Annotated in this window: 11 protein-coding genes; 10 read left to right on the top strand and 1 reads right to left on the bottom strand. The window is 44.9% G+C overall.

Annotation, left to right across the window (positions count from 1 at the left end; genetic code table 11):
* Window positions 1–130 precede the first annotated feature (130 nt).
* Window positions 131–1282 carry an iron-containing alcohol dehydrogenase gene (locus A0765_RS09500; protein ID WP_062006323.1) on the top strand — a complete coding sequence of 384 codons (1152 nt, stop codon included), beginning with the start codon at window positions 131–133 and terminating at the stop codon, window positions 1280–1282.
* A 113-nt stretch (window positions 1283–1395) separates the two neighbouring features.
* Here the strand turns inward: A0765_RS09500 and A0765_RS09505 are convergent, their stop codons facing one another.
* Window positions 1396–2211, bottom strand: a complete 816-nt coding sequence (locus tag A0765_RS09505; RefSeq protein WP_062006324.1) for a Cof-type HAD-IIB family hydrolase — start codon at window positions 2209–2211, stop codon at window positions 1396–1398.
* Window positions 2212–2347: 136 nt separating this feature from the next.
* On the opposite strand from A0765_RS09505, the gene proB reads away from it, so the two are divergent.
* The 9 genes from proB to A0765_RS09550 all read left to right on the top strand — a co-directional run.
* Window positions 2348–3457: a glutamate 5-kinase gene (gene proB, locus A0765_RS09510; RefSeq protein WP_062006325.1), complete on the top strand. Its 1110-nt coding sequence runs from the start codon at window positions 2348–2350 to the stop codon at window positions 3455–3457.
* 96 nt (window positions 3458–3553) lie between these two features.
* Window positions 3554–4816 (top strand): glutamate-5-semialdehyde dehydrogenase, encoded by a 1263-nt coding sequence (locus tag A0765_RS09515; RefSeq protein ID WP_062006326.1) that lies wholly within the window; start codon window positions 3554–3556, stop codon window positions 4814–4816.
* A gap of 2 nt (window positions 4817–4818) precedes the next feature.
* Entirely contained in the window at window positions 4819–5619 is an 801-nt protein-coding gene (gene proC, locus A0765_RS09520; protein ID WP_062006336.1) for a pyrroline-5-carboxylate reductase, read from the top strand.
* 324 nt (window positions 5620–5943) lie between these two features.
* Window positions 5944–6555, top strand: a complete 612-nt coding sequence (locus A0765_RS09525; RefSeq protein WP_062006327.1) for a TetR/AcrR family transcriptional regulator — start codon at window positions 5944–5946, stop codon at window positions 6553–6555.
* 18 nt (window positions 6556–6573) lie between these two features.
* On the top strand, window positions 6574–8340 hold the full coding sequence (locus A0765_RS09530) for an ABC transporter ATP-binding protein (RefSeq protein WP_062006328.1): 1767 nt from the start codon (window positions 6574–6576) through the stop codon (window positions 8338–8340).
* Window positions 8333–10078, top strand: coding sequence for an ABC transporter ATP-binding protein (locus tag A0765_RS09535; RefSeq protein ID WP_062006330.1), 1746 nt, complete (start codon window positions 8333–8335; stop codon window positions 10076–10078). Before A0765_RS09530 ends, A0765_RS09535 begins: the two co-directional genes overlap by 8 nt.
* A gap of 93 nt (window positions 10079–10171) precedes the next feature.
* Complete coding sequence (locus A0765_RS09540) at window positions 10172–11443, top strand: DUF2130 domain-containing protein (protein ID WP_062006332.1); 1272 nt, start codon at window positions 10172–10174, stop codon at window positions 11441–11443.
* A gap of 12 nt (window positions 11444–11455) precedes the next feature.
* Window positions 11456–12334 (top strand): tRNA pseudouridine(55) synthase TruB, encoded by an 879-nt coding sequence (truB, locus tag A0765_RS09545; protein WP_062006334.1) that lies wholly within the window; start codon window positions 11456–11458, stop codon window positions 12332–12334.
* A gap of 283 nt (window positions 12335–12617) precedes the next feature.
* Window positions 12618–14748 (top strand): GbpC/Spa domain-containing protein (locus A0765_RS09550; protein WP_142325665.1); only part of this gene is annotated, 2131 nt, incomplete at its 3' end.

The following is a 14748-nucleotide window of genomic DNA, read 5'->3' on the forward strand; positions in this document are numbered from 1 at the left end:
TACCGATTTCTGTCCCACTCTCTTTTTTCTATTTTGACTTGTATAATTATTTGAAAAGTAGAAGAGAAAGTAGTAAAATTATATTAACATATACAACAGAGCCTTGTGCTCAATTAAGGAGGAAATCATTATGTCAGTTTTCTACGTTCCATCAGTCAATTTGATTGGTAAGGGTGTCATCAATGAATTTGGCGGTCATGTCAAAGAGCTGGGCTTCAAGAAAGCTCTCATCGTTACAGACCACTACATTGCATCCAGTGACATTTTGCCAAAAGTCATCAAGCCGCTAGAAGCAGAAGGCATTGAATATGTGGTTTTTGAAGATGTAGACCCAAATCCATCTTGTAAGAATGTCTACGATGGCTTAGCTACTCTTCAGGAAAATGACTGTGATTTTATCATCAGTGTTGGTGGTGGTTCTCCGCAGGATGCTGCTAGCTGTATTTCCATCATGGCGACAAATGGGGGCAAGCCGCAGGATTATGAAGGGCTCCACAAGTCTAAAGAAAAGGGTATGCCAGTTGTAGCTATCAACACCACGGCAGGGACTTCTGCCGAAATCACTATCAACTATGTAATCACGGATGAAGAACGCAAGGTTAAGATGGTGATGGTTGATAAAAATAGCTTGGCTCTCATCTCTGTCAATGACCCAGAGCTCATGGTTTCCAAACCAGCTAATTTAACGGCAGCAACTGGGATGGATGCTTTGACTCATGCTGTTGAGGCCTTGGTAACTCCTGGCGCTTATGGCGTGACCAAGAAGTTGTCTATTGGTGCTATTGAGTTGATCAAGGAATATTTGCCGCGAGCAGTCGCTAATGGTCATGATATAGAAGCCCGTGAAGCTATGGTCAATGCTATTTTTCTTGGCGGCATGTCCTTTAACAATGCAGGTCTGGGCTATGTGCATTCGATGGCTCACCAGCTTGGTGCGGTCTATCATTTGCCTCATGGCGTTTGCTGTGCTATGCTCCTGCCAGTAGTTGAGCGTGAAAATGCCAAACGTGTGCCAGCAGCCTTTAGAAATTTAGCTAAAGCTTTAGGCTTGCATACCGAAGGCAAGACTGATGAAGAGTGTGCAGCATATACCATTTCGGAAATCGAAACCTTGTCCGAAACGGTCGGTATTCCTAAGAAATTGACCGAGCTTGGTATTGAAGAAAAGGACTTTGACTTTGAATACCTTTCTAAGAATGCCTTGATTGATGCTTGCGCACCTGGCAATCCTTTCATGCCGACTTTGGAAGAAACCATTGCTTTATATAAAGAATTGTTTTAAGCCAAAGGAGAAAGGCTCTCCCTCTAAACTTAGTTGATTTATATCAAAAAAAGACAGTTGCTCTCTCTCCTACAGCTGTCTTTTTAATTTATGGAAATATGTTGAGTACAGGATTAGTGCCCTAGGATAAACTTAGCAATAGCTGTGGCGACGCCATTTTCTTCATTGCTATCTGTTACATAGTCGGCCAAGTTTTTGACATGTTGGTTAGCATTTCCCATGGCAACGCCCAAGCCAGCAAACTGCAGCATCTCAATATCGTTATTCGCATCGCCCAGTGCCATGATTTCCTCAGGTTTGATCTCTAGACGTTGCGCTAGACGCTCTAGGGCAAAGGCTTTGGTAACACCTTTCGGCATCGCCTCGTAGATGACAGGCTGGGAACGGACGCCACTGAATCGTTGGCAGAGTTCTTGAGCGAACTTAGTCTCAAAATCATCTACCTGCTCAGGATTTCCTAGAAACATAGCTTGAAACATTCGATGCTGGCCGCTACAAGCTTCTTCAAGGCTGATTTCAGTAGGAGTCGTAAAGACAAGAGCCGCATCATCTGTCACAATTTTGCTGGCTTTCTCTCCTACGACGAAGTAATGCTCTTCATCAAACAAGGTTAACTGTACTTGGCTCTGCTCGGCTAAACTGTAGAGATAGCGAATGTCATCGGGCTTTAATTCTTGCCAGTCAACGACCTGCCAATCGCTAGTCTGATGGATAGCGCAGCCATTGTCTACGATGACATATTCATTTTCATTCTCCAAGCCCAGCTCCTGAAAGTAAGGCTTGACTCCCACGAGCGGTCTGCCTGTACAGAGAACCAGCTTGACTCCAGCTTGGATAGCTTGGTGAATGGCATCAATATGAGCTTGAGGAATATTTTTTTCCTCAGTCAGCAAGGTTCCGTCCATATCAAGGGCAATTAGTTTAATCATAGTTTTTCTCCAATAGTATTTGTGAATATTATAGCATATTTTCTATTGCTAGGAGAGCAGAAATAGGGAGGATTGTTTTTTTAATTTTCCTGTCCTTATGGTATAATAAGAAAATCTAGTAAGGAAAAGAGAAGCTATGAAAGCAAAGCGTATTGTATTTAAAGTTGGAACGAGCTCGTTGACAAATCCTGATGGTAGCCTGTCGCGGGCAAAGGTGCGGGAAATCACGCATCAATTATCGGTCTTACACGAAGCCGGACATGAGTTGATTTTGGTATCGTCTGGAGCCATTGCGGCAGGTTTTTCGTCTCTAGGCTTTAAAAAACGCCCAACTAAAGTAGCCGATAAACAGGCTTCGGCAGCTGTTGGTCAGGGCCTTCTCCTAGAGGAGTATACTACCAATCTGCTTCTGAAGAAGATTGTATCTGCCCAGATTTTGCTGACGCAGGATGATTTTGCGGATAAGCGACGTTACAAAAATGCCCACCAAGCTCTGTCAGTCCTCCTTAATCGGGGTGCCATTCCCATTATCAATGAAAATGACACAGTTTCTATCGAGGAGCTAAAGGTGGGGGACAATGATACGCTCAGTGCTCAGGTGGCAGCCATGGTTCAGGCGGATCTTTTAGTACTTTTGACAGATGTTGGTGGGCTTTACACAGCCAATCCGGCTATAGATCCGACTGCCCAACGTCTTGAAAGAATTGAGACGATCTCTAGCGATTTGATTGACATGGCAGGCGGTGCGGGCTCCAGCAATGGCACTGGTGGCATGCTGACTAAGATCAAAGCAGCAACTTTGGCGACCATGTCTGGCGTACCAGTTTATATTTGTTCGTCCCTTAAAAGCAATGCTTTGTTGGAGGCTGCTAGCCAGACTCGAGATGGAAGCTTTTTCTCGGCACAGGATAAGGGCTTGAAGACGCAAAAGCAGTGGCTGGCCTTTTATGCTAAGAGCCAGGGTGCCATCTATGTAGATGAGGGAGCGGCACAGGCACTCCGCTACGATGGCAAAAGCCTTCTGGTATCAGGAATTGTTAGGTTAGAGGGGCATTTTTCTTACCAAGATACGGTGACGGTGTACGAAGAAGAGACTGGTGCGATTTTAGGAAAGGGGCGCGTGCGCTTTGGTAAATCTGCCCTCAAGGACATGCTGCGTTCTAGCAAGCCAAAGGGAGTCGTGATTCATCGTGACGATTGGATTTCTATTACTCCTGAGCTCCAACTGCTTTTTTCTGAATTTTAAGTGGAAATAGGAGCTTACTTATTTCCTTTACCCCAACTCTCCAAGATCTTCGCCAACAGAAAAAAGGAATTATTGTATCTTACGAAAGGAGGCGCTATGACCTCGACACAAGAATTATTTGAAATTGTAAAAAAGTCAAAAAAATCAATCAACACAGCTACAACTGCTGAGAAAAATCAAGCATTAGAGGAGATGGCAAAGCAGCTCTGGCTTTCTCGTACTGATATTTTAGCGGCCAATGAACTGGATATGGCAGCGGCAAAAGGTAAGATTTCAGATGTGATGCTGGACCGCCTCTATCTGGATGAGGATCGCATTGCTGCTATGGCAGAAGGCATTCGCCAGCTGATTGACTTGGAGGATCCTGTAGGGCAAGTCTTGGAAAGGACTGAGCTTGAGAACGGCCTCGTCATCAGTAAAAAGCGAGTGGCTATGGGCGTGATTGGGATTATCTATGAAAGCCGGCCTAATGTCACTTCAGACGCTGCGGCTCTGGCGCTAAAGAGTGGCAGTGCAGTCGTTCTCAGAAGTGGCAAGGATGCCTATCAGACAGCGCAAGCTATTGTCACAGCTTTGAAAGAAGGCTTGGCTCAGACAAAGATTTCGCCGGATTGTATCCAGTTGGTTTCTGATACCAGTCGGGCTTCAGCTCAGGCCATGATGAAGGCCAAGGGCTATCTGGATTTGCTCATTCCTCGTGGTGGCGCGGGATTGATTCAGGCAGTCGTGGAGAATGCGACTGTGCCGGTTATTGAGACAGGTACTGGAATTGTCCATGTCTATGTAGATAAGGATGCTGATCAGGACAAGGCTTTGGCGATTATTGAGAATGCTAAGACCAGTCGCCCTTCTGTCTGCAATGCCATGGAAGTACTGCTGGTTCATGAAGAAATTGCAGCTGAATTTTTGCCACGTTTGCAGAAGATCTTGGTGACTGATCGTGATGCTGTACAAGAGAAGTCTGTTGAATTACGTTTGGATGAGAAAGCGGCTCAGTATATCTCGGGAATACAAGCTAAATCGGAAGATTTTGATACCGAATTCTTGGACTATGTCTTAGCGGTCAAGCTGGTTTCCTCGCTGGAAGAAGCGGTGGAGCATATTGAGGCTCACAGCACTCATCACTCGGATGCCATTGTGACGGAGAAGGCTGCAGCGGCAGCTTACTTCTCAGAGCAGGTGGATAGCGCAGCGGTTTATGTCAATGCTTCAACCCGCTTTACAGATGGCGGTCAATTTGGACTCGGCTGCGAAATGGGGATTTCTACTCAAAAACTGCATGCTAGAGGTCCTATGGGGCTGAAAGAGTTGACTAGCTATAAGTACGTCATCCAAGGGAATGGTCAAGTGAGGAAATAATGGTGAAAATTGGATTTATCGGTCTGGGAAATATGGGGGGTAGTCTCGCTCGCCTAGTTGCCCAAGATGAAAGATATAGAAGCGAATTGCTACTGGCCAATCGCAGTTGGGATAAAGCTGAAAAGATTGCTGCAGAAGTTGGTGGCCAGCCGGTTAGTAATGCAGAAATTTTTGCTCAGGCAGAAGTGATTTTTCTGGGTATCAAACCAGCTCAATTTGCTGACTTGCTGGCTGATTATCGGAAAATTCTAGAAAAACGAGATTCTCTTCTCCTAGTTTCAATGGCTGCTGGTTTGTCCTTGGAAACGTTAGAAAAATTGACACCTCGCCACCATCGTTGGATTCGGATCATGCCTAATACACCAGTAGCCGTAGGTGAGGGCGTTATTAGCTATGCCTTATCCCAGCAGGCGAATCAAGCGGACGAAGATATGTTGCGGGAACTTCTGTCTTCAGCTGGCCTTTTGGTCAAACTGGAGGAAAAGCAGCTGGATGCGGCGACAGCTCTTGCTGGCTGTGGACCAGCCTTCGTTTATCTCTTTATAGAAGCTTTAGCGGATGCAGGTGTCCGAGCAGGACTTAGTCGCGACATAGCCCTTCAACTGGCCAATCAGACCCTTTTAGGCGCTGCTAAACTAAGTCAGATCAGTGGCCAACATCCGGCTCAGCTCAAAGATCAAGTCTGCAGTCCAGCTGGTTCGACCATCGCTGGGGTAGCCAGTCTGGAAGAAAATGCCTTTCGAGGAACGGTCATGGCTGCCGTTCAAGCTGCTTACAAGAGGACGCAAGAACTTGGTAAGTAGGATAATGTCATTTTGATTCCTTTGAAGAAAAAATAGAATTTCAAAATGAGATATTACATCATCATATAAAGTGGTGCAGAGAGACACTCGTAGATGGCTTGTTTAAAGTCGGCACGAGTGCCTTTTGTTTTTCAAAAAGCTATCCATGCTAGGTCGAGTGAAAGTAAACCTGTGGATGGCATGGATGGATACTTTGCTCTAAGAAGAAGTGGATGTTAAAATCAACAGCTTATCCCATTTTTCTTTTGTTTTTCCTTGACAGTTAAATTGTCAGAATTTATAATAAAAAAAGAAAGGTGATAACAGTGTTATCGAATTGAAAGCATGAAAAAAGAAACAGATGAGTTAAACGAAAAAATCTTGGAAAGCGCGAGGAGTGAGTTCTTGGCTTATGGCTATCAGGATGCTTCACTGCGGAGAATTTGTCGCACGGCTGGCTTGACGACTGGGGCTCTTTATAAGCGCTATGAGGGTAAGGACAGTCTCTTTGCTGCCTTGCTTGAGCCTACTCTGACAGCCTTAGATCAGTATGGACAAGAGCAGAAGCGACGTGACTATGCTTTCCTAGAAGAGGGACACCTGTCTGGCATGTGGGCACATCGCTTAGAGGATCTCCAGTCCCTGATGCGGATTCTCTATGAGCATAAGGATATTATGCAGCTCTTGCTCTTTAAATCTCAGGGTTCTTCGCAAGCGGACTTCAGGATGCGTCTGCCTCATTTGGCTACAGACGAGACTTATCGCTATTTGGAGCTGGCTTACAAAGAGGGGAAGAACAACCATTTAGTCAAACACGAGTTTCTGCGATCGTGCATGATAGCTTATTACACAGCTGTATTTGAGCCCTTGGCTCAAGACTGGCCCCAAGAGCAGGCGCTGGAATTTTGCCATTCCATCATGGACTTGTTTGACTGGGGAGGTTTGCTCGGTTTTTGATAGAAAGAAGGAAATTCTATGAAGAAAAAATCTGTTCTTGCTTGGATCTGGGACTTTGTTTACCTTCATAAGATATATTTTGTGCTCAGTCTGATCTTTGCCTTTGCCTCTGTAATTTCAGGATTTCTGCCTTATTTCTTTATTGGTGGAATGATTAATCAGCTCTTGGCTGGCAATAAAAACTGGGATTTCTACCTGCTGCAGTCAGCGTGGGCAGGTCTGGCCTGGATTGGCTACTGGGGATTCCACGGTATTTCCACCATGCTGTCGCATACGGCTACTTTTAAGATTCTAGCGGAAATGCGGCACCGCCTGACAGACAAGCTGGCTAGGCTGCCTCTAGGTACAGTGCTCAGTCAGTCATCAGGCAGTTATAAGAACATTATCGTTGAGCGGGTAGATGCGACCGAAACGACCTTGGCTCACCTGATTCCAGAGTTTACCGCCGGGATTTTTGGTCCGATTATTGTTTTCATTGCTATGCTGGTTATTGATTGGCGGCTAACCTTGCTGTCTCTCCTGACTATTCCTATTGTGATATTGGCCTATGTGCGGATGGCTGTCAATAGCGAAGCAGACTATCAAAATACTCTGGTCAAGACCAAAAAACTCAATGATACAGCGGTGGAATACATCAATGGGATTGAAGTTATCAAGGTCTTTGGCAAAGAAAAGTTCTCTTACGATAAGTTTGTGACAGCTGCTAGAGAAGGAGCAGACTGCTTTATTGAATGGATGCGCAAGTTCAATCTGGAGATGGGCATTGTGACTGCTTTTCTGCCATCAGGCTTGCTCTTTCTGCTGCCGGCTGGCTGTTATTTCTATCTGCAAGGCAGTTTGACTGCCGGCAATTTCATTCTGATGATTATTCTTTCGCTCAGTCTGCTGACTCCTCTGATTTTAGTGGCTAGTTACATGGACGATTTACGGAAAATCGGCACTATTTTTGGCCAAGTCATTGATATTTTGGAAAAGCCTGATTTGAAAAGGCCTAAGGAGCTTCGAGAACTTCCAAAAGGAAGGGATCTGGTCTTGACGGATGTCAGCTTTGGCTATACAGATGAAGAGGAGGTGCTGCATGGAATTTCGCTAGATATTAAGGCTGGCAGCATCAATGCTTTAGTTGGGCCATCAGGCTCAGGTAAGTCTACAATTGCCAAGCTTCTAGCTTCTTTCTGGGATGTCAGTTCTGGTCAGATTACTTATGGTGGCTTGGATATTCGTCAGCTTCCGCTAGACTATTACAGTCGGCAGATTGCTTATGTGACCCAGGATAACTATCTCTTTGATGAGACTATTATGGAAAATATTCGGATGGGAAATCCAGCAGCTTCTGATGAAGAGGTCATCGAAATTGCCCGTCGCTGCGGCTGTTATGACTTTATCATGAACTTAGAAGACGGCTTTGAAACTCAGGTAGGCTCTGGCGGCGGTCATCTATCTGGTGGTGAGCGCCAGCGGATTGCCATCGCCCGTGCCATGCTTAAGGATGCGCCGATTCTTATTTTGGATGAAGCGACTGCTTATACAGATCCGGAAAATGAAGCACGGATCCAGTCCAGTCTAGCTCGTCTGATTGAAGGACGGACCTTGATTGTCATTGCTCACAGGCTGTCTACGATTATGAGTGCAGACCAGATAGTCCTGGTCAATAATGGTCGGATTGAAGCTAGAGGACGACATGAAGACTTGCTGACAGCAAGTCCGCTTTATGCTTCCATGTGGCAGGCCCATATTGCAACCAGGGATAGTGGTGAAATGGAAGGAGGGCTGACTCATGCTTAATATACTGAAGAAATTCTTTGATTTCTGTACGGCAGAGGACCGTAGGAAATTTTATCAATCCATTTATCTGGGCGTCATCAAGTCCTTTATCATCGCTCTGCGTATTCCAGCGATCGGCCTAGTCGTTATGGGACTGATTGAGAAGAATCTCTCCATGAAGACCTTCTGGCTGGCTCTGGCTATCATGTTGGTATCCACTGTGCTAAACGTCTGGATTACCCTGAAAATCACCATGCTACAGACGGAAGCGGGCTATCATACCTGTGCTCAGAAACGGATTGAAATTGCCGAGCACATGCGCTATCTGCCCATGGGTTACTTTAATCAAAATAGCCTAGGCAAGATTACCAGTGTTACGACTAATACGCTGGAAGGATTATCTGATGTAGCTACGCGAGTGGTTATGATGACAGTGCAGGGATTTCTGACGACTGGACTCATCACTATTTTGGTCTTTCTCTATGACTGGCGGGTTTGTCTGGTTCTCTTGGGGGGGCTCGTCCTCTTTCTCCTGCCCAATACCCTCATGCGTTGGCAAGTTGGCAAGGTTTCTGATGACAAGTATAAGGCGGATATGGACCTAGTAGCCGTTGTTTTGGAGTATAGCCAAGGGATTGCTGAAGTTAAGAACTACAATCTGGTCAACCGTTCTGCCAAGAAGCTGTCCAAAGCTATTGAAGGCAAGAGTCAGCTAGATACCAAAATGACACTCGTGACCTCACCTTACATTGCCCTGCAAGGCATGGTGACCAAGCTGACCGGTCTTTTTATGGGGCTTTTCTCTATCTACTTTTATCTCAATGGCAGTATGGAGCTGCTGGTAACCATTATGATGATTGTCAGTGGTTTTATGATTTATGAAAATCTAGACGGCGTTGGCTCTTTCTCTTCTCTCCTGCGCATTGTTGATCTGTCGGTTGATATGGTCAATCAAGTCTTGGCTATTCAGCCGATGGACATCAGCGGTCAGGATATTGAGCCTAAGAGCAGCCGTATTGAGCTGAGAGATGTTAGCTTCTCTTATGGAAATAAGAAAATCATTGACCAGGTTTCCCTCACCATTCCCGAAAAAACGACAACTGCTCTGGTCGGACCTTCTGGCTCTGGCAAAACAACGCTCTGCAACCTCATCGCCCGCTTCTGGGATGTGGACCAAGGAAGTATCAGTCTGGACGGGCATGATGCCAGGGATTATAGCTATGACAGCCTGATTCGCAATTTCAGCTTTGTCTTCCAAAGCGTCTATCTCTTTGAGGATACCATTGCCAATAACATTCGTTTTGGCAAGCCGGAGGCCAGTCAAGAAGAAGTGATAGAGGCTGCCAAGAAAGCGGCCTGTCATGACTTTATCCTCTCACTGCCTGATGGCTATGACACTAAGATTGGTGAAGGAGGTGCTAGCCTTTCTGGAGGTGAGCGCCAGCGCATTTCCATTGCTCGAGCTATTATCAAGGATGCACCTATTATCATTCTGGATGAAGCAACAGCCAATGTTGACCCAGAAAACGAAGAAGCCCTCGTGCAGGCTATTCAGGCTTTGACTCGCGATAAGACAATTATCATGATTGCCCACCGACTTAAGACGGTTGAGCATGCAGATCAGATTTTGGTGCTGGATCAAGGCCGCATTGTTGAGCAAGGAAAACATCAAGACTTACTGGCCAAACAAGGTATCTACAGTAAATTTATCCGAGAAAGAAAAACAGCCGCCAGCTGGCGGATTGAGATGGAGGAGTGATAAACTGAGACAGCAGGCTAACGGCTTGCTGTTTTTCATTTAAAGGGAAGAATGATATAATGAAGTAGAGAAAAATCTTGAATGAGGTACCCCATGAATGAAATCAAATGCCCCAACTGCGGGGAGGTTTTTACTGTCAATGAGAGCCAGTACAGTGAGCTTTTGTCGCAGGTTCGGACTGCAGAGTTTGACAAGGAAATCCATGCTCGGATTGAGCAGGAGCTAGCTTTAGCAGAGCAAAAATCCCAGAATGCCCAACAAGCTTTGCTATCGCAGAAAGAGCAGGAAATTAGCAAGCTTCAAAGCCAGATTGCTCAGTTTGAGACCCAGCAGGAATTGGCAAAGAAAGAGGCGGAGCAGGCAGCTAGTCTTCAATTGCAGGAGAAGGATAAGGAAGTCCAGCAATTGGAAAGTCAGCTGACAACTCTGCGCTTGGAGCATGAAAATCAATTGCAAAAGACCTTGTCTGCGCTGGAAAAAGAGCGCGACGAGGTTAAGAATCAGCTAGTTTTGCAAGAAAAGGAAGCGGCACTCGCTCAGACCTCGCTTAAAGAGCGCTATGAGGTAGAGCTGCGGCAGAAAGATGAGACCATAGAGTTCTACAAGGATTTCAAAGCCAAGCAGTCTACTAAAATGATTGGCGAGAGTTTGGAACAGCACTGTGAGTTCGAGTTTAACAAGAACCGTATGGCCATGTTTCCGCGAGCGGAGTTTGGCAAGGACAATGATGCCAGAACAGGCAGCAAGGGCGACTACATTTACCGTGAGGTGGATGAAAATGGTGTGGAAATCCTCTCCATCATGTTTGAAATGAAAAATGAAGGCGATGAGACAGCGACCAAGAAGAAGAACGAGCATTTTTTCAAAGAGCTGGATAAGGACCGGCGGGAGAAAGGCTGTGAGTATGCTATTCTGGTGACACTTCTTGAGGCTGACAGCGAGCTCTACAATTCGGGTATTGTCGATGTATCTTATGCCTATGAGAAGATGTATGTCATCCGGCCTCAGTTCTTTCTGCCTATGATTACCCTCTTGCGTAATGCTGCGCTCAACTCGCTCCAGTATAAGCAGGAACTGGCCTTGGTGCGGGAGCAGAACATTGATATTACGCATTTTGAGGAAGATTTGGATGCCTTTAAAGTTGCTTTTGCCAAGAACTATCAGTCTGCTTCGACCAATTTCGGCAAGGCTATCGAGGAGATTGACAAGGCCATCCGTCGGATGGAAGAAATCAAGAAATTCCTGACGACCTCTGAAAACCAGCTGCGCTTGGCTAATAATAAACTGGACGACATCTCTGTCAAAAAATTGACACGCAAAAATCCTACTATGAAAGCGAAGTTTGAAGCTTTAAAGGAGAAGTAAGAAAACAAGACAATGAACGGAATTATCAACTTAAGAAAAGAAGCGGGAATGACTTCGCATGATGCGGTCTTTAAGCTGCGCAAAATTTTAGGAACGAAGAAAATTGGTCACGGGGGCACCTTGGATCCAGATGTAGTTGGAGTACTTCCGATTGCTGTGGGCAAGGCGACGCGCTTGGTCGAGTTTATGCAGGAGGAAGGCAAAGTTTACGAAGGTGAAATTACTCTGGGCTGCTCAACGACGACAGAGGATGCTAGTGGCGAAATTCTTGAGCGGACGCCAGTGACAGAGCTTTTAGAAGAAGCCCTTATCGATGAAGCGATGGAGTCTATGACTGGTGAGATTCGCCAGATTCCGCCTATGTACTCTGCAGTCAAGGTCAATGGTCGCAAGCTTTATGAGTATGCGCGTGCAGGTCAAGAAGTGGAGCGACCAGAGCGGCAGGTGACCATCTATAGTTTTGAGCGCACAAGTCCGATTTCCTATGAAGATGAGCAAGCTCGTTTTCGCTTTCGGGTCAAGTGCAGCAAGGGGACCTATGTCCGAACCCTGTCTGTTGATTTGGGAGCCAAGCTGGGCTTTGCCAGTCACATGTCCCAGCTGACAAGGACTTCTTCAGCAGGTATGAGCTTGGATGATGCTTTGACCTTGGATGAAATAGCGGAGCGAGTAGCAGTGGAGGATTTTACATTTCTTCAGCCTCTGGAGTTGGGGACAGGTGATCTACCAAAGATTGAACTAACGATAGAGCAGTTAGAGGAAGTCCGCTTTGGTCGCTTTATTTCCATTGAAAATGCGGCAACAATCTTGGCTGGTTTTCATAAAGGTAACCTTATCGCCATCTTAGAAAAAAGGGAAGAAGCTTATAAACCTAAAAAAGTTTTTCTTTAACCATATTGAACATATCAGAGTCCTGAAATTTATTTTCAGGATTTTTTATATGCCTAGAATAATTAATCAAATCTATAAACTAAAAATGTATAAACATACTGTTTGAATAGATCAGAAACATTTATAAAATTTACTGTGAATTTTTGAAATAGTAATACTCAAAAAATGGACAGATTTACTAAAAATGATTAAGTAATAAAAGGGCTATAAAATTGCTTAAATCCCACTTATATGGTACACTTGAGGGAGTGACAATTTTAAATAATAAGGAGGGTTCCAATACATGGGACAAGACTGGAAGAAAATAGAAAGGCAACGTTTTACAATTCGTAAGACGAGAGCATGGGGCGCATGTTCAGTTTTTCTAGGATCAAGTATTTTCTTTCTAGGAGGGGGAGTTGCAAGTGCGCAAGAAGTTAGTCCTTCTGCACAAGACCAAGCAGCTCAAGTAGCAGAAACTACTAAAGTTTCAGATGAAAAAGAGTCTGATAAACCGGTAACTGAAGCACAAGTCGAACCTGAAAAGAATGCTGCGTCAGTAAGTGCAGATGTTCAAGCAACTGAAGCTAAGGAACAAGCAGCACCTAGCACTGAAGATGTAGTTAAAGCAGAAGAAGCTGCTGTTTCAAAAGACGAAAAGTCAGAAGAAACAAATGCTCCGAAAGAAGCTAAAGCAGAAGAAAAGGCTGAGCCAAAAGAAGATAAAACAGCAAGTACTGAAGCTAGTGCAGCCGCACAACCTAAGCGTTCAGGCACATCAGGATTCAGAAGTGTTAGTGGTACATCAGGATTCAGAAATACTGGTGCTGCTCGCCAAGGATCTGACTATACTGTTACTCAAGATGGTAATCTAGCTACAGTTCAAGCGAATGCCTTGAAAACTCAGTTGGATAGAGCAGCACAAGAGAACTTGCCGGTTACACCGAACCAGCTTAGAAATTTTGGAACTGCAACAACTGACGAAGAAAGACGCAGATTAGAACGTCAAGCAGCTGATCTTCAAAATACTGAAGCTCAGGCAATGAATAGAAAAATCTCTGATTACTTGACGGCTAAACAAAGAGCTCAACAATTAACAGGTAAAGAAGGAAGCTTGCAACAAATTGCTCCGCAAAACCTCGTTTTCTCTGATGAGCCAAATGCAACAGCTAAGATTAGGCTGGCACAAGGAGACTGGTTTGTCAAAGACAGTACCCTCTTATCCCGAAATCAATATGTTCGTGAAGCTTTGGATAGTCGGAGCTACAGTGAATGGCGAGACGGGACAACTACTCAACCGAATGCAGTTATCACTAGAGCCGATACAAGCCAACCGGCAGCAGAGCGAATCATCAAGGATCAAACAGATGCTTACTACATGGTTCATACGCAAGTTGGTAGAACCACAACAGTAGAGTACACCTTGCATAACTCATTTGCCGGTGGTCGACCTATTACGAAAGCTATTGCTCGATATACGCCTAAGAAGAGTTCTGCTTATGATGATAGTATGGTAATGGCTATCCATAAAGATCCAACTATGACAGTTTGGAATGGATCTAGCTATGATCGTAAAGGAACGGGTAACCAATTGCATATGGAATGGGAATTCTATTATGCGGATGGTACAAAGGTAGACTTTGGTAAAACACCAGGTGTTGTTTCTTTCGCCTCACGTAACCACCACGGGGACGATATTTATGCTGAAATTTATGGTAATTTGAGCTCAAATATGCAGAATGTACAAATTGTAGGTTCTTCTATCGTTCCACAGGCAAATGGTTGGTACTATGCAAATGGTAAGAATAACTCTTATAAAGGCCAAACTGAATATCAATGGGACCAACAAGGTAATCCAAATGAATTCTGGGGAGCGGGTGCTGCAAAAGTTACAAGTGGTACATCATTGAGCTTTGATATTGCTACCACTAACCCTGGTCAGCACTGGCCACGTCCAATTCGCCAATGGTTCTCATTTAATACCAACGTAAAAGCGAATAACGTCGTAACTAACCCTAATTTGACTTATACTCCTGCAGCATATGTCAATGAAGTTCCAGCACCAGAACCAGAAAAGTCTTATGACAGATTTGTCATGGATATTCCACATAATGTCAGAGTCGTAGATTATGAGAATGCCACTCCAGATCAAAAACGCGCCTTTGACAATCAAACTGGTTCTCAGATTGTCTACCAACAAGGTAAAGACGGACAAGTTATTGTTGTAGGACCAAAACCAGAAAACCTAAATGACGTACCAAATCCTAAGTTTACAGCTCAAGAACTTGAGACACTTAAAAATGGTGGAACTGTAAGAGGATTTAAGGGGCACAATTACGTTGATCCTGTAGATACCATCATGGTTGTCAAACGTAATGCGGGACCAACTGGGCCTAAGGGTGCAACAGGCGCAACTGGAGCCACAGGTGCCACCG

The sequence above is a fragment of the Streptococcus cristatus genome, assembly GCF_001588905.1.
Lineage (GTDB): Bacteria > Bacillota > Bacilli > Lactobacillales > Streptococcaceae > Streptococcus > Streptococcus cristatus_N.